Raw genomic sequence first — 17,194 nt, forward strand, 5'->3', positions numbered from 1 at the left:
TTTTATTTAATCGGCCGTAAATGTTTGCATGTCAATCAGCCTGCGGTATACCCCGTTATGGTTCATCAGCTCCAGGTGGGTTCCCTGCTCGGCAACCCGGCCGTTATCCAATACAATAATTAAATCGGCGTTTTGAATAGTACTCAGGCGGTGAGCAATAATCAGCGAAGTACGGTTTTGCATCAGGTTATTCAATGCTTCCTGCACCAGTTTTTCCGATTCGGTATCCAATGCCGATGTAGCCTCGTCTAATAACATGATAGGCGGATTATTCAAAACTGCACGGGCTATACAAATACGCTGACGCTGCCCCCCCGATAATTTAGTCCCCCTATCGCCGGTATTAGTTTGATAGCCATTTGAAGTTTCTGTTATAAAGTTATGTGCGTTGGCTATCCGGGCAGCGGCCTCAACTTCTTCTTGAGTTACATTGGTTTTACCAAACGCAATGTTATTAAATATCGTGTCATTAAATAAGATAGATTCCTGGTTCACAATTCCCATTAAAGCACGCAGCGATTCCATCGTAACATTCCTGATGTCTATTCCATCAACACTAATTAACCCTGCCTGTGGTTCAATAAAACGAGGCAGCAAATCCATTGTCGTTGTTTTTCCACCTCCGGATGGCCCAACCAGGGCAACTGTTTTTCCTTTAGGAATGGTGAGATTCAGACCCTTTAAAACCGATTTGTCAATATCTACCGGCTCAATTCCCATTGTAGCGGGAACCTTTAAAGCCGACTTATCATTATATGAAAAAAACACATTTTCAAACGTGATTTTATCATTGAAATCTTCTAATTCAACAGCATTTGGCATATTGACAATTTGCGGCTTTTCATCAATCAAAGCTAACACCCGCTCACCAGCGGCAATGCCGGAATGAATGTTGCTAAATGAGTCAGAGATGGCTTTTGCAGGTCGCATGATTTGCGAAAACATTGCAATATAAACAATAAAGTTATCTGCAGTAAGTGATCCTTCGTGGTTGATTATCAATGATCCCCCGTATAATACAATACCCGCTACCATTAAAACCCCTAAAAACTCTGATACCGGTGAAGCCATTTGTTGCCTTTTGGCCATTGAACGGGTTATTCGGGAATATTCCTTATTTTCACGATCAAACCTATTTTTTATAAACTGCGTTGCGTTAAAGGCTTTGATGATCTTGATGCCTGACAGTGCCTCGTCGAGGTTGCTTATCATATTACCATAGGTTTCCTGCGATGCCTTGGCCTGTTCTTTCAATCGTTTTACTATTCTTGAAATAACAAAAGCAGATATTGGAATAACTAACATCGAAAACAACGTTAATTTAACAGAGATAACAAATAAAGTTATTAGGTAAAATAAAAGCTGAAAAGGCTCTTTAAAGGCTACCTGCAACGTACCTGTAACTGAAAATTGGACAACTTGAACGTCGGCGGAGATTTTTGAAAGAATGTCTCCCTTTCGTTCGTTGTTAAAATAGCCAAGATGTAGATTCATTACGTTATTGAAAACTGTACGGCGCAGATTGAGCAATGTATAAATACGCAGGTTCTCCATAATCCTTTGCGAAAAATACCTGAACACGTTACTCAATAAAACCGATACAACTATAGCCACACAAATAAATTTGAGCGCTCCCAAAGTTCCATAATGCAGGTTTGCTACTTGGGCAAAATAATTTAAATCTTTTAATGGGTTCCACCAGTTTTCGGGTCGTATAAGTAACTTCTTTGCGGCAGGGTCAAAAATTGCTTTTAAGAGGGGTGCCAGCAATGCGTAATTTAATGTATTAAATATGATGGATAAAAGAGTTAAAACAAAGTATGGAAATGCGAATTTTCCGATAGGACGGGCAAACGATAGTAATCTGAAATAAGTTTTCATTCAAAAAGTTGAACCGCAAAATTAACTAAATAGCGGCATAATAAATACTTAGTTTTTGGGGTGCAATTTAAACGATGATAAGGCTTTAATTATTGCTATCTACTTAACCCAGTCGCTTATCCTGTCAAAAACCATCTCGACAGAAATACTGTCCAGGGTATCCGAGTCGCTTTCAATATGTTCGGCTTTGATGCCCAGGGGGGCCCACCGGGTGGCATTTATTGATCTGGAAATTGGGAATAAGCCCAGGGTATGGATGCCCGAAGCGGCTGCAACATGCAGAGGTCCCGTGCCGGATGCAAGCAACCCATCTGCGTTGTATATAAAGGCAATCAATTCGTTAAGCGACATTTTACCGCTTAAATCAATTACATGTGCCGGCAGTTGCGGTATCCATGTTTTAAACAATTCATGTTCTTTTTCAGACCCTGTGATAAAAATACGGAACTTATCTGCTGGTAAAAGCTTAATAAGGGCGGTAAACCTATCCATATCCCACTCCCTGCCATTACCGTTTGATTTGGAGTGGATAATTAAATTAAACTTATCGTTAGTTAACTGATCTTTAAACCGGGCAGGTAATTCAATAGATGGTTTAAAATTATCTTTATAATAGTATGCTATAGTGCCCAGCGTTGGTACGTGGGTAACGCCAAGCGGTTTGCATAAATAAATATTTTGCTGCGCTTCGTGCAGGTCCGATTTGCCCCTGCTTAGTCGGATCAACCGGTTACAGGTAAAAAAATGATAATTACGGCTTGTGGTACCTATCCTTAAGTTTACACCTGCCTTTTTTGCCGCTTCGGCAATATGCCTTTTCGGAAACTCATGTACTATGGCATCGATGCCTTTTTCCTTAAAAATAGCAGCTATCTCATTTGTTGATAAAGGGCCTATCTCATCATAATTAATAAAATGGTCAATTGCCTTGCAGGCATCAACCACTGGCTTAGTGTAGCTACGGCCCAACATGCTAATGGTAACATCCGGATATAGCTGTTTTAAATAAATACAGGTGGGCAGCTGCAATACCACATCGCCCATGGCATCAATCCTGTTTATTAAAATATGCTTTATCTGTTTGTTATCTATCAGGGCCATTAACTTTTAATTTTTATACGTTATGAATTTGGCAAAAGTACAATAATTGGCTTTAAAGGCCGCCGTTTATCTGCTATAGCAGCCAGCTGGTTATTTTTTCTGCTACCAGGTTTACTGACAATGGCAACAGATTATCTGTCCCGCTTTCCATAAATCCGGCCTTTTTACCCAATGGCGCCCAGCGCCCGGGATGAATAGGCCTTACCGAGGGGAACAAACCAAGGGTGTTTATCCCCGCCATAGCCGCTATATGCAGGGGCCCGGTACCCGAGGCTATCAGCCCATCTGCCTGGCTGATTAAACTAATAAGTTGTGGTAAACTCATTTTACCGGTCATATCCACTACTGTAGCGGGCAGGGTTGCAATCCAATCAGCCAGCAATATTTTTTCTTTATCAGACCCGGTTATAATAATATTAAATATATCCGATGGCAGTTTATCAATAAGTTTCCCATAATTATCAAGCCCCCATTCCATCCCGCTGCCGTGCGATTTGGGGTGTATGATGAGGTTAAATTTATCGCCGGATAGCTTACCGGCTAATTCCGGAGGGAAAAGTGCCCTGCTTTCAAAACCGATATGCTCAATGATGTCCTGTAACGAAGGGACAGCTGCCAGGCCCAAAGGTTTTAATAATATAAGGTTGAGTTGTGCTTCGTGCAGATCGGATTTTTTACGGCTTAGTTTTACCAGTTTGTTACAGGTAAACCAATGAAAAACGCGATTGGTGGTGCCTATACGCAATTTAATGCCGGCGGCCCTGGCTATTTGAGCTACATGCTTATTGGGGAACACATGAATAATGGCGTCTATTTTTTTATCTTTCAAATAGCTAACCTGCTCCGCTTGGGACAGCTTTTTTATTTCGTCGTAGTTAATAAAAATATCAACCGCTGCACAGGTATTTATAACGGGTTGGGTATAAGTGCGCCCTAAAAACGAAACCACTACTCCTGGCAGCAGCTCTTTAATATAAGCAGCCATGGGCAGGGTAAGCACAACATCACCAATGGCATCTGTGCGGCTTATTAATATATGCTGTATTTTTGATTTGAGGGGCTGGGGCATTGTTGCAAACGTTGAATATGCTGTTGGGCCGAACGCCTTATTCATTCTTTTTTACTCAGAACTTAAAACTCAATACAGGCCGTACAGGTGCAATAATAAAGATTATATTGCCTTTTATTATGATAATTTTCGTCATTTGCATTTACAAACATGAATGTGGCAGCTGTTTTTAACAACACCGAAATGACAAATAGCATTAACTTTAAACAAGTTGCCCGTGCCCTAACCATTGTTGAAAACGACCTGCCCGGAAGCCAGGAAGTATTAAAGGGCCTTGTGTTTAATAAACCAACACCAGTAATTGGCATAACCGGCCCGCCGGGCGCCGGCAAAAGCACCCTGGTAAATGCTTTGATAGATTTGCTTTTAAAAGATGGCAGCAGAATAGCCGTTTTGGCCATCGACCCCACATCACCATTTAACTTCGGCTCCTTGTTGGGCGATAGGATCAGGATGTCTTCGCACTTTAACCATCCTGATGTTTTTATCCGCTCGCTGGCTACCCGCGGTTCGTTGGGCGGTTTATCGGCCAAAACCATCGAAATGACGGATGTGCTGCGTGCAGCCGGGTTTGATTATGTGCTGATAGAAACCGTTGGTGTTGGCCAATCGGAAATTGAAATAAGCGGGCTGGCCGATGTTACCCTTGTGGTATTGGTACCCGAAGGTGGCGACGAAGTGCAGCACATTAAATCGGGCCTGATGGAAATTGCCGATGCTTTCATTGTTAACAAAGCCGAGAGGGCCGATGCCGATGTATTTGCCAATAATCTGAAGAAGATCATAGGGCAAAAAAAAGACGGGCAGCCACCAGTATTCAAAACAACAGCATCGCAGGGTACAGGGCTTGCCGAAGTTGCCGGGTTTATAAAAACACCGGCACAAATAAAAAATCCGCGCCGCCAGTTATTACTTACCGAGAAGGCTTACAAGCTGTTAACATACAAATTAACACAGCATATAGATAAAAAAAAGCTTCAGCAAGATGTTACCGAAGCTTTAAAACATCAAGACTTTAACCTTTATAGTTTTGTTGATTCGTTTGATAAGTCCTAAGCCGAAAGTCTTAAGTTTTAAGCCTGTTTCGACTTAGAACTGAGGGCTTTCGACTAAAAACTATTCATAATCTCTTCAATATGCTCCGCCTCTACCGGGATACCGGCCATCAGGTCGCGGTTACCGTTCGCAGTAATCAGTATATTGTTTTCAATCCTGATTCCCAGGCCTTCCTCCGGAATATAAATACCAGGTTCGCAGGTTAGTATATTGCCAACCTCGAATTTTTTATAGCGGCTTGCAAAATCATGCACATCCAAACCAAGATGGTGCGATGTGCCATGCATAAAGTATTTTTTATATAACGGGGCATTGGCATCCTGCTTTTCAACATCGTGTTTATCAAGCAGGCCAAGGCCTATCAGTTCGCTGGTCATTATCTTACCAACCTCATCCTGGTATTCGCCTAAAACAGTGCCGGCTATAATCATACTGCTTGCCTGGCGCATTACACGTAATACAGCATCGTAAACTGCCCGCTGGCGTGGGGTAAACCTCCCGTTAACCGGCACCGACCGGCTCATATCGGCATTGTAATTGGCGTATTGGGCGCCAAAATCAAACAGGATAACGTCGCCATCATTACAAACCTGGTTATTATCAATATAATGCAGCACGTTGGCATTTTTGCCAGAAGCAATTATGGGGCTATAGGCATGGCCTGTAGCCCGTTGCCGCAAAAACTCGTGTATAATTTCGGCTTCTATCTCATACTCGGCAACACCGGGTTTTACAAATTTTAAAACGCGTACAAACGCATCGTTGGTGATGTTGCAGGCCTTTTGGATCAGTTCAATTTCCAGCTCAGATTTTACAACCCTTAAATCCCTTAATATCAATGCCGAGCGTTCATATTTATGCAGCGGGTATTTTTGGCGCAAGGCTTCATACATCCGCATATCCCTGTATGGTACGGTATGTGTATACCTGTCATTTTCGTTGGTGTTGATGTAGATATTTTCGGCATAATTAATAACGCTATGCAAAATTGAGTCGTACTCATGCAGCCAGTAAACACTCTCGATACCAGAAACATGCCTGGCTTCTTCCTTTGTATACTTGTGCCCTTCCCAAACGGCAATATGTTCATTTGTTTGTCTTAAAAAGAGTACTTCTCTGTATGCTTTATTAGGACAATCGGGGAACAGTAATAGTATGCTTTGCTCCTGGTCTATGCCGGTAAGGTAAAAAAAGTCAGGATTTTGTTTAAAGGCAAAAACCTGGTCGCCACTCACCGGAAACTCATCATTGGAGTGAAAAATGGCCAACGAGTTCGGTTTTGTTCTCGAAACGAAACTTTTTCTATTATTTGTAAATAACGAATTAAAAATTTCCGAATATTTCATATTTAAGCCTTGATTATTTTAATAAATCAATTTTTTTTACTTATTTGTGTAACTATTACATTTTTTGGAACAATGTTTGGTCATCGTTTCAAACATAATTACTAAATTTGAAAAAAATCACAATTAAAATCGTTTAATCTTAAAAACTATGAATTATTCTACATTAAAGAAAACAGCAGCACTGTCGTTTGCTTCTTTGCTGGTTGCGGGTATGGTCAGTGCCCAAACCGACTCGACAAAAACCGGATCTGCCAAATTGTTTGGCGGGATCGGACAGTACAACACATTAAGTATCGGCGTGAGCGTTGGTATTACCGATGGTCTTGTTCCATTTACAAACAACACAACAAATAAGTTTGCAGTTGATTTGGGATATGGCGTTTCATTAAGGCAGCAACTATCGCACACTTTTAGCTTACAACTTGATTATTTGGGTGGTAAAGTTACTGGTAAAGATGATGCAGCCAATTCTGCAGCTGGCCAGTCAGTAACAACTACTTCTAAATTTGGTATCTCAGGGTACAAAACCAGTTTTAATTCTGGTGCATTAAGCGCTGTATTTAACATTGCAAGTGTTAGCTTTTTACACCGCAAAAACAGCGTTAACTTTTACGGATCTGCAGGTTTAGGTTTAGACGTGTATAAGATTAAAGAAAACACCGGCCCAACTGGCACAGTTGTTACATTGCCATTCGGTGATAAAACAGTTAAAGAATTGTTTGCTCCAGTTGGCTTAGGTGTAAAATTCAAACTTAGCGACGCGTTAGCCTTAAACTTAGGTTACACTGTTAGCTTTATACAAGGTTACAACTTTGCAGGTACCCACACTTACCCTACATTTAGCCACTACTCTTACACTTATGGTGGTTTAGAGTACACTTTCGGTCCAAAAACAAAACAGAACTTAGAGTGGGTAAACCCGGTTGCTCAGATGTATGACGAATTGTACGATGCAGCTTTACGTCAGGAAGTTGAAGCTTTAAAAGGCCGTGTAACAAACGTAGAAACTGCTGTTAACGACCTGAAAAAAGATTCAGACGGTGACGGTGTTGCTGATCAGTTTGACAAATGCCCAGGCACCGCTGCAGGCAGCGTAGTTGATGGTTCTGGTTGCGTTATCGTGTTCCCTAAAGACACTACCAAAATGGAAGGTATGGCCCCTAAAGGTACTGCTTACTCAAACATCCAGTTTGAATTTGATAGCTCAGTATTACGTACTTCATCTTATCCAGTGTTAGATGCTACATCTGCTGACCTGCGTGCTTCTGGTAAAGGTGTTGAGGTTGATGGCTTTGCTTCATCTGAAGGTACTGCTGCTCACAACCTTTCTTTATCAAAAGATCGTGCTAACTCTGTAAAAACTTACTTAGTTAACTCAGGTGTTGATGCTAAAAAAGTAAAAATCAAAGGCTACGGCGAAACTATGCCAATTGCTGATAACTCAACAGAAGATGGTCGTGTATTAAACCGTCGTGTTCAGTTCAAACAAAAATAATCGTTAACAAAACAACACATTATTTGCGAAAGCCCCGGATAACCCGGGGCTTTCTTTGTTTCTGACACGATTTAAGGATTTTGCAGGGTTAACAAGATTCCGAACGCATTGCACGGGTAATTTCCTTTATTCTTTTGATTGCCGTGTTTAACTGGAACTGGTATCTTTAAACAAATCATGAACATCATTTTAAAAGTAACACTTTGGCTTATAGGCATTTTTATGGGCATTTACCTGGCCATTTGCTGTTTCTTTTACTTTTCACAGGATAATTTGATCTTCCAGGGGACGGGGTATCCTGCCGGATACCAGTATAATTTTAGCTCGGCTTATAAAGAATACAATATAAAAACTGCCGATGGCAATACATTAAACGGCGTTCTATTTATTACCCCAAAATCAAAAGGGCTTGTTTTTTACCTGCATGGCAATGGTGGTACAATTGATAGCTGGCATACAGTTGCAGGTAATTACAATAACGTAGGGTATGATGTATTTATGCCTGATTATCCGGGATACGGAAAAAGCACCGGTCATATCAAATCGCAACAGCAACTTCTTGACGCTGTAAAAATGGCATACCAACATGCCAAAACATTATACCCCGAAAATCAAATTGTCATACTCGGCTATTCTATTGGCACTGGCCCGGCGGCCTGGCTGGCATCACAAAATCATCCGCAAAAGCTCATCCTGCTTGCTCCTTATTATAGCCTGGCTGATGAGGCGAAAACCCTGTATCCATTTTTGCCCTCTTTTATTTTAAAATACCCACTCCAAACTTATGAGTATCTTCAGCATACATCTTCTCCTATTGTCATTTTTCACGGTGATGCAGATGAGTTGATCAACCTCTCTTCGTCCCGGCGACTCCAGAAACACTTTAAGCCCGGTGACAAACTCATCATCCTGAAAGGCCAGCATCATAATGGTTTAGATGATAATACCGACTACCAGGCCTGGTTAAAAAAGATGCTTTAAATAAAAAAGACGTGTGCTACACGTCTATATAAATATTCAAAGTCTTCTTATTCTTATCCGGCAAAAAAAACAAAATCCTGTAAATCGTGCCCTACTTAACGCTTTTCTTCTGCACAATAAAGTATCCTGCAATAAATACAACTGCGGCTATTGCCATACTTACAAAAACATCTTTTGTAAACACATCTATTTCAATACCTTTTGGCGCCCCCTCTCCACGATGCATCATGGTAGTTATGGCTTCCATGGGGTGCGAATAAGGAAAAAGATAACAATACTCCCAGTTTTTTGAGGCCAGGATAACCCCCGTTATAGTACATACAAAGCCGATACCCATTGGTTTTAAAAAATCGGCCCAAAGTAAACTGAGCAGGAACTGGATGGACAAGATACCCAGCGATGATAAAAATAATTTAAAATATATCTGCGCCAGCTCTTTTTCCATGTGGTAATTATCAAACCTAAGCTCGGGCTTTACAATGCTTAGTAAATTACCAAACCCTATGGTAAACAGTACAAACAGCGCAAGCGTTAAAAACACCAGGAATATCGCATATGTATATTTGGCCCCATATACTGCCCAGCGCGAAATTGGCAGGCTAAACAGGCTTTTCCAGGTATCAGCCTTGTGCTCGATACTATTTACCGAGTAAGCTATAAAAATAATAAACATGGGCAGCAGTAATGACCCCATTACGCCTAATATGGCGCCGGCAAATTGCAGCCACAGCATTATGGGTGGTGTACCCGTAAGCTTTTCGGCCTTAAGGTAAAAGCCCACAAAAAGGAGGGTACAAATAAACAGCGGTAGTATGATGGCTGCCCAAAAACCCAGCGTTTTACGGCTTTTGTAAAATTCCGACCGGAACGATAGTATAAATCCTTTCATGGGGCTCAGGCTTTTTGGGTAATATCTAAAAACAGGCGTTCCAAATCTTTTTGCTGTTTGCCTATACTGAATATGGCATGGCCGCTACCGTGCAACAGCGCGTTAATATCGGCAGTTTTTTGTTTGCTGATGTAGGGTACATACAGGTAATTATCGGTAACATCGCTAACAGAATAACCGTTACGGGTAAGCAGGTTAGCGGCATCAACCGTATTATCTGTTTCGATGCATACCAGGGGCTGGCTCAGGGCCTGTAACTCGCCGATGCTACCCTGAAACAGCAACTCGCCATGGTTAATGATACCCACGTGCGTGGCCATACGTTCAACCTCGGCAAGTAAGTGGCTTGATATAAATACTGTTTTTTTATACTGGCTAACAAGCTTAATCAGCAATTCCCGAACTTCGATGATGCCGTTAGGATCAAGACCATTGGTAGGTTCGTCCAAAATTAAAAGTTTGGGATCGGCAAGCAGGGCAAGCGCAATGCCCAGGCGCTGTTTCATCCCCAGTGAGTATTGTCCGGCTTTTTTATGGGCTGCATTGGTAAGCTGCACAAGCGCCAGCATTTCGTCAACGCGTTTTACAGGTACCTGTAGTAACAAGGCCCTGTTTAATAAATTCTCTTTACCGGTAAGGTGCTGGTATATGGCAGGCTGCTCAATAAGCGAACCTATTTGCGATAATATTTGAGTGCGATGATGTTGAATGTCCTGTTCAAATATCCGGATGCTGCCGATTTGAATTTTGAGCAGGTTTAACAGGAGTTTGATAGTAGTGGTTTTCCCGGCGCCGTTTGGGCCAAGAAAACCATATATGCTTCCTTCGGGTACCTGCAGCGCAAGTGATTTAACCACTTGCTGGTTACCGAAGTTGAAGGATAACCCTTCGGTACTAATTACCATACATTGTTGCTTTTGGCAACTGAGCAAACAGTTTTAACAAGGGTAATACCTTTGTAAAACAACGAAGTAGCGTGTACAGCTGATGTACCCATTACTGCTGATTCCTTTTTTTGCTCAAACTGGTAGCTTACACCTAAAATAAGGGCAAACATTACCGGTATCAACAACATGATAAAAGGATTAGAATTTTTGATAAGCGTTTTCATTGCGAGTGATTTGATAGAACAAAGAAATACTTAATTTACCACCTGCTAAAAAGTATTAGACCAACACACGGAGTTTATAGATGAACGCCTTTTTAAACATTTTTACCAGTTCATCGATTATAAAAGCCAGTTCATCGACAAATTGAATTATTATATATAAATAAACACCCGTATAACAATCAAAATACTAAATTACATCAGATTAAACCTTTTTATTAAGGGATAAAACGGTACATGCAAAACACTATTTCTCCGGATAATCAAACACGCGGTTTAAAAACAGCCTGGCATATTTTCTGGCATTTACTTTTTTGGCTGGGGATGATCTCGCTGTTCATTTTCCTGGCCCGGATGAACGATCACATTACGCCAAGGCAATTGGTTATCATATTCCTGGTATTCCCGGTAATCAATATCGGCTTGTTTTACATTAATTTCCTGGTATATATTCCGCGCTTCCTCGATAAAAAACGGTACTGGGCTTATGCCTGTGTGGCTTTAATTACCATTATAGTTTTTGGCGTTATTAAATATGGCGTAGGTTTGCTGTTTAAAGATGTGATACTGATACACAACAAGGGGCAGCAAATAAGCTTTGCCGCTTACTTTTTCAACACCGTTTTTACCAGCCTGATTTTTATTTTTTTAAGTACCGTGCTTAAATTCACTACCGATTGGTTCCTGAACGAACGCATTCAGCACGATCTTGAAAACCAACGCCTGACTGCCGAACTGGCTTTTTTAAAATCGCAGATAAACCCACATTTTTTATTCAACTCGCTTAACAGTATTTACTCCCTGGCCTATCAAAAGTCAGATACCACGCCCGAGGCTATCCTCAAGCTATCTGAAATTATGCGTTACATGCTTTATGAGTGTAACGACAACCGGGTTGATTTAAGCAAAGAGCTTCAATACCTGCATAACTACATCGATTTGCAAAAAATCCGCTTCGGCAATAAGGCATTTATTGATTTTAAGGTAATGGGTAATGTAACCAATCAGCAAATTGTCCCCTTATTATTAATAGCCTTTATAGAAAATGCTTTTAAGCATGGCGTGGCCAATGATGTGATGACGCCAATTAAATTGCTCATTAATGTTGATGAATGCAAGCTGCACTTTTACATCCAAAATAAAAAACATACCCACAACCGCGATGCCATTGGCGGCATAGGGTTAACCAATGTGCAACGGCGGCTTAATCTTTTATACCCCGGTAAGTATACTTTAAATATCAGGGATACAGAAGATACCTATACTTGTGAATTATCGATAATTTTATAACACACGAATTATCACTAATTGAGGTGAATTTCACAAATCGGGGTGGAGAGAAATTAAAAAACACATTCCGAAAGTGCGTGTGACTTGGTGTTTTTTCAAAAATCCGTGTTATTAGATTTAATTCGTGATAATTAGTGTGCAATAAATACACAAACCATGAACCAGTTAAAAACCACTTTATTAATGCTGTTATTGGCCGTATGCGGGTACAGCGCCTCGGCACAAAACGATCCAAAACTCACCGAAGTTTGGGACCCGGAACCAGCCGTAGTACAACCGGGTGCGGGCAATAAAGCGCCATCAGACGCTATTATTTTGTTTGATGGAAAAAACCTGGACGAATGGACAGATCAAAAAGGAATGCCCCCGGGCTGGACAATTAAAAACGGTATCCTCACCATAAAACCCGGCAGCGGCTCCATTATCACCAAAAGAAACTTTGCCGATTGCCAGCTGCACATTGAATGGCGCACACCGGCTATTGTAAAAGGCGAAGGCCAGGAGCGCGGCAACAGTGGTGTAATAATGCAAAGCCGTTACGAGCTGCAGATACTGGATAGTTATAAAAACCGAACCTACTCCAACGGGCAGGCGGGCTCTGTTTACAAACAGCACGTGCCTTTGGTAAACGCTTCCCTTAAACCCGGCGAGTGGCAAAAGTATGACATCATATACACAGCCCCGCGTTTTAATTTAGATAGCTCGCTTAAAACACCTGCGTACATCACGGCTTTACACAATGGCGTGCTGGTGCAAAACCATGTAGCCATAAAAGGCACGGTGGCACATGTTGGCCAGCCTAAATACACCAGGCACAACTTTGCACAGCCTTTATTACTGCAGGAACACGAGTTCCCGGTATCGTTCCGCAATATCTGGATCAGGGAAATCAACGTTCAAAAGCTTTTTAACGGCAAGGATAAAACGGGTTGGTATACATTTTTAGATACGCTGGGCAAAAACAACGATATATATAACAATTTCATTGTAGAAAATGGCGCGGTGCATGTAATGGGTAAATACTTTGGCTATATGAGTACGCTTAAATCATACTCCAATTATTACCTTAAAGTGGTATTTAAATGGGGCAGCAAACAATATTTTCCGCGCCAAACAGGTAAAAGGGATGCGGGCATTTTGTATCATTTTGGGTTGATGGAAAAGGATACTGTTTGGCCAAAATCAATAGAGTTTCAGATACAGGAGCAGGATTGCGGCGATTTTTGGTGCGTAAAACATACCAATGTAGATTCGCCCAATAAATGGGAGTTTGCCTGGGACCAAAAGCACATTTTCCGTACGGCGAATTTTGAAAAGCCGCGGGGCGAGTGGAATACGCTGGAGATTATTTGCAACGGCAACCAAATTGAACATTATGTAAACGGGCACCTGGTAAACTGGGGTACAGGTTCGGTAGCCGAAGGCAGGATATTACTGCAATCGGAAGGCGCCGAGCTATTTTACAAATCGGTAGAGTTAACGCCGCTATGATGAATATGAAAAGCATTACCGATCCTCACTTAATATACGCCGTGGCAGACTCCAAAAAAAACAAAATCACCTGGACTAAATATACAGCAGATAGCGAATGGCTTTATTTGGGAGAGTTTGCCAATATTAATAGAAATCTTGTTATTGACGCTATTAACGCTCACTTCAGTGAAGAAACACTTTATGTTGTCACTACGCGCAATGGATCGAGGCCAGTAACAAAGTATACTATTGAGGAAGATATTTTAAGCCTGTTATTTATTCACAACTTTACAATATGGGACGCAGCGTTTATACAAGTAATTGAGTTTAACAAAATTGGAACAATGCGTTGTGGACAATCATTAGCATAAAATTTAATTAATAAACCATTTAACTCTTATTTTTACAGCATGATCAGATGCCTGGTAGTTGATGATGAGCCTTTAGCGCTGCATATTTTGGAAGATTATATATCCAAAATGCCTTTTTTGCAATTGGTGAAAGCCACAACCAATCCCATTGAAGCCCTAACACTGGTACAGGCAGGCAATGTCGACCTGGTATTTTTAGATGTACAAATGCCCGAACTTACCGGCATCCAGTTTTTAAAAATAGCCAATGGCAAAGCCAAAGTAATCCTCACCACAGCCTACCCCCAGTACGCGCTGGAAGGTTATGAGCTGGATGTGGTTGATTACCTGCTTAAGCCGATAGCTTTTGACAGGTTTTTTAAATCGGTACAAAAAGCGCAAAGTATCATACAGCCCGTTACCAAAACGGTTATCCAGGCCGAGCCCGCGCAGCAGGATGATTTTTCGACAGATTTTATCTTTGTAAAAACCGAGCATAAAATTCAAAAGGTTTACCTGCACGATATTTTGTTTATCGAGGGGTTAAAAGATTACATCTCCATTTTTACCCCTGCCGAGCGTATTATTACCCTGCAGGGCATGAAAAAAATGGAAGATGCCCTGCCCGAAAGGCATTTTGTAAGGGTACATAAATCATACATTGTAGCGCTTAACAAAATTGACAGCATTGAGCGCAGCCGTATCCAGATAGGTGACAAAATTATCCCGGTGGGCGATACTTACCGTGATGAGTTTTTTAAAATCATCGACGATAAAAACGTTTAAGCATCCTGGCTATCCGGAAAAAACAGCACGCACTGAGCGCTACAGGCTTCGAAACTTAATTACTTATCTAATTAATTAATTTCCTTCAACTATATTTTTTCGTATTTTAACCCGATCTACTATTATCATTTATCTAAGTTAAATATGAATTTTCAGGTTGATTTAACCAATTGCGACAGAGAACCCATACATATCCCCGGAAAAATACAGTCGCATGGTTTTTTGGTAGCTGTTAACGCCAGTACATATGTTATCAGCTACATCAGCACAAATATTGAACAATACGCCGATGTTGTACCGCAGCACATGTTAGGGAAGCACATTACTGAGCTGGAACCTTACCTGGAATTATCGGCAGATAACGCCCAGCTTACCCAAATTTTAAACCTGGCTAAAAACAGTAAATCCGACGAGATCATCAACCCCCTAACCATCCATACAAAAGGTAAGGGGTATAACGTCATTATCGGCCGCTCTAAAACAGAGTTGATTATGGAGTTTGAAACTACAGATTCGGACCTCGACCTGGACGTTCAAAAAACCATCGGCCGTTCGGTTGCCGAAATATTGAGCGGCAAAACCCTGATTGTACTTTTACAAAAGGCAGCTTTTGAAGTTAAAAAGATCATTAACTACGATAGGGTGATGATTTATAAATTTAATGATGATGGCCATGGCGAGGTAGTTGCCGAAGTGAAGAACGACGATCTTGAACCTTTTTTAGGCTTGCATTACCCTGCCTCAGACATTCCAAAACAGGCGCGTGAACTTTACAAACTAAACCTTACCCGCATTATTGCAGATGTAAATGCCGAAAGCTCGCCCATTATTACCTACCAGGAGGCCGATGTACCGCTTGATTTAACACATTCGGTACTACGGGCCGTATCGCCAATACACATTCAGTACTTAAAAAATATGGGCGTGGGCTCCAGCTTCAGTATTTCGCTGATTGCACATGGCGAACTTTGGGGCCTGATAGCCTGCCACAATTACTCGCCGCGATTTATTGACTATAAGGCGCGCGATGCTTCGAAATTGATTGGCCAAATCCTTTCTTCGGCCCTGGAATACCGGCAGGACGAAGAAAATAACGAGCAGGTAGCTGCCATTAATGAAGCGGCCAGCACCATTGCCGATTATATTAAAAAAGATATCGATATTGTTTTTGCGCTTACTAAAAATAAAACCACCATCCGGGATGTTACAATGGCTGCCGGTGTAGCACTTATTTTTGACGGCGGGATTACCACCTTAGGCAACACGCCCGATGATGACCAGATAAAGGAGATTGCAGGCTGGCTAAAGGTGAATATGGTTGATAATATTTATTATACACATCGTTTCCCCGAAATTTTTGCGGCAGCCAAAAAATACAGCAATGTTGCCAGCGGCATACTTGCCTGTGTATTATCAAAAGAACTGGCCGAGATGATTATATGGTTTAAGCCCGAGCAAATTACCTCCATTAACTGGGCCGGCAACCCCGAAAAGCCCGTTGAGCAAACCGAAGACGGATTATTACAGCTGTCGCCCCGCAAATCATTCGAGATCTGGAATCAGATAGTTCAGAACACATCCGCAAAGTGGAAAAACGACGAATTGGCCACTGTGCTCAAAGTGAGAGAAGATATTATATACGCTATTAACCGCAAAGCCAATGAGATAAGGTTGCTGAACGAAAAGCTACAGGTAGCGTATGATGAACTGGATACATTTAGCTACACCATATCACATGATTTGCGAACGCCGTTGTCATCCATCAAAAACTATTCAGAACTTTTACTGGCCACCAACAAGAGCCTGGATGAAAGCGCAAAAAAAATGCTTGAACGGATCATTAAGGGCACCGATAAAATGCATATGCTGATTAAAGAGATACTGCATTATTCAAGAGTTGGCCGTACCGACCTTGAAATTAACCCTATTGATATGAGCTTGCTGCTAAACGAAATTAAGCGCGAGGTGCTATCGGCCATAAACTCCCCTAACCTCGAATTTATTATGGGTGATACTCCCCCTATAAATGGCGATGTAGTGATGATAAGCCAGGTGTTTACCAATTTAATAAGCAATGCGGTAAAGTACTCATCAAAATCACAACCTGCAATAGTGAAGATAGAGGGCAAAGTTGGCAGCAATGAAGTTACCTATTCCGTATCAGACAATGGCGTTGGCATTGATGTAAATTATTATAACCGGGTGTTTGAACTGTTTAAACGAATGGATAACGCGCTTGACTTTGAAGGGACCGGAGTTGGCCTTGCCATAGTTAAAAGAATAATTGAAAAACACCACGCGCGTATTTGGTTTGAAAGTAAATTAGAAGTTGGCACAATATTTTATGTATCCTTTAAAAATTAATCAAC

Annotated in this window: 15 protein-coding genes; 8 read left to right on the plus strand and 7 right to left on the minus strand. The window is 41.4% G+C overall.

Annotated features, from left to right (window positions below; translation table 11 throughout):
- Positions 1-6 precede the first annotated feature (6 nt).
- The 3 genes from FSB76_RS10670 to FSB76_RS10680 all read right to left on the minus strand — a co-directional run bounded on the left by FSB76_RS10670 (position 7) and on the right by FSB76_RS10680 (position 4,051).
- Complete coding sequence (locus FSB76_RS10670) at positions 7-1,881, minus strand: ABC transporter ATP-binding protein (RefSeq protein ID WP_147053562.1); 1,875 nt, start codon at positions 1,879-1,881, stop codon at positions 7-9.
- A 99-nt stretch (positions 1,882-1,980) separates the two neighbouring features.
- A complete protein-coding gene (locus tag FSB76_RS10675) occupies positions 1,981-2,982 on the minus strand; it encodes a glycosyltransferase family 9 protein (RefSeq protein ID WP_147053563.1) in 1,002 nt (333 codons plus the stop codon).
- A gap of 73 nt (positions 2,983-3,055) precedes the next feature.
- A complete protein-coding gene (locus tag FSB76_RS10680) occupies positions 3,056-4,051 on the minus strand; it encodes a glycosyltransferase family 9 protein (RefSeq protein ID WP_147053564.1) in 996 nt (331 codons plus the stop codon).
- 183 nt (positions 4,052-4,234) lie between these two features.
- Between FSB76_RS10680 and meaB the strand changes: the two genes are divergently transcribed.
- The gene (meaB, locus tag FSB76_RS10685) at positions 4,235-5,107 is read left to right on the plus strand and encodes a methylmalonyl Co-A mutase-associated GTPase MeaB (protein ID WP_147053565.1); all 873 of its coding nucleotides are present in this window, start codon (positions 4,235-4,237) and stop codon (positions 5,105-5,107) included.
- A gap of 53 nt (positions 5,108-5,160) precedes the next feature.
- Here the strand turns inward: meaB and FSB76_RS10690 are convergent, their stop codons facing one another.
- Positions 5,161-6,453, minus strand: coding sequence for an aminopeptidase P N-terminal domain-containing protein (locus tag FSB76_RS10690; RefSeq protein ID WP_147053566.1), 1,293 nt, complete (start codon positions 6,451-6,453; stop codon positions 5,161-5,163).
- A gap of 148 nt (positions 6,454-6,601) precedes the next feature.
- Here FSB76_RS10690 and FSB76_RS10695 point away from each other — a divergent pair, with 148 nt between their 5' ends.
- Positions 6,602-7,948 (plus strand): OmpA family protein, encoded by a 1,347-nt coding sequence (locus FSB76_RS10695; RefSeq protein ID WP_147053567.1) that lies wholly within the window; start codon positions 6,602-6,604, stop codon positions 7,946-7,948.
- Positions 7,949-8,125: 177 nt separating this feature from the next.
- Positions 8,126-8,929 (plus strand): alpha/beta hydrolase, encoded by an 804-nt coding sequence (locus FSB76_RS10700; protein ID WP_147053568.1) that lies wholly within the window; start codon positions 8,126-8,128, stop codon positions 8,927-8,929.
- 91 nt (positions 8,930-9,020) lie between these two features.
- Here the strand turns inward: FSB76_RS10700 and FSB76_RS10705 are convergent, their stop codons facing one another.
- Genes FSB76_RS10705 through FSB76_RS10715 form a run of 3 tightly spaced genes read right to left on the minus strand, consistent with a single transcriptional unit; the run spans position 9,021 to position 10,929 of the window.
- The gene (locus tag FSB76_RS10705; protein ID WP_147053569.1) at positions 9,021-9,818 is read right to left on the minus strand and encodes an ABC transporter permease; all 798 of its coding nucleotides are present in this window, start codon (positions 9,816-9,818) and stop codon (positions 9,021-9,023) included.
- Between the two features lie 5 nt (positions 9,819-9,823).
- Positions 9,824-10,723 (minus strand): ABC transporter ATP-binding protein, encoded by a 900-nt coding sequence (locus FSB76_RS10710; RefSeq protein ID WP_147053570.1) that lies wholly within the window; start codon positions 10,721-10,723, stop codon positions 9,824-9,826.
- A complete protein-coding gene (locus tag FSB76_RS10715) occupies positions 10,717-10,929 on the minus strand; it encodes a hypothetical protein (protein WP_090641167.1) in 213 nt (70 codons plus the stop codon). Before FSB76_RS10715 ends, FSB76_RS10710 begins: the two co-directional genes overlap by 7 nt.
- 234 nt (positions 10,930-11,163) lie before the next feature.
- Here FSB76_RS10715 and FSB76_RS10720 point away from each other — a divergent pair, with 234 nt between their 5' ends.
- The 5 genes from FSB76_RS10720 (at position 11,164) to FSB76_RS10740 (ending at position 17,189) form a co-directional block, all read left to right on the plus strand.
- Positions 11,164-12,216 carry a sensor histidine kinase gene (locus tag FSB76_RS10720; protein WP_147053571.1) on the plus strand — a complete coding sequence of 351 codons (1,053 nt, stop codon included), beginning with the start codon at positions 11,164-11,166 and terminating at the stop codon, positions 12,214-12,216.
- Between the two features lie 156 nt (positions 12,217-12,372).
- Complete coding sequence (locus FSB76_RS32095) at positions 12,373-13,707, plus strand: 3-keto-disaccharide hydrolase (protein ID WP_158642879.1); 1,335 nt, start codon at positions 12,373-12,375, stop codon at positions 13,705-13,707.
- A 5-nt stretch (positions 13,708-13,712) separates the two neighbouring features.
- Positions 13,713-14,060 carry a hypothetical protein gene (locus tag FSB76_RS10730; RefSeq protein ID WP_147053572.1) on the plus strand — a complete coding sequence of 116 codons (348 nt, stop codon included), beginning with the start codon at positions 13,713-13,715 and terminating at the stop codon, positions 14,058-14,060.
- Positions 14,061-14,099: 39 nt separating this feature from the next.
- Positions 14,100-14,825 (plus strand): LytR/AlgR family response regulator transcription factor, encoded by a 726-nt coding sequence (locus tag FSB76_RS10735; protein ID WP_147053573.1) that lies wholly within the window; start codon positions 14,100-14,102, stop codon positions 14,823-14,825.
- Positions 14,826-14,969: 144 nt separating this feature from the next.
- A complete protein-coding gene (locus FSB76_RS10740; RefSeq protein WP_147053574.1) occupies positions 14,970-17,189 on the plus strand; it encodes an ATP-binding protein in 2,220 nt (739 codons plus the stop codon).
- Positions 17,190-17,194 lie beyond the last annotated feature (5 nt).

Origin of the sequence: Mucilaginibacter ginsenosidivorax (genome assembly GCF_007971525.1) — a bacterium.
In the GTDB taxonomy this organism is placed as follows: Bacteria; Bacteroidota; Bacteroidia; order Sphingobacteriales; family Sphingobacteriaceae; genus Mucilaginibacter; species Mucilaginibacter ginsenosidivorax.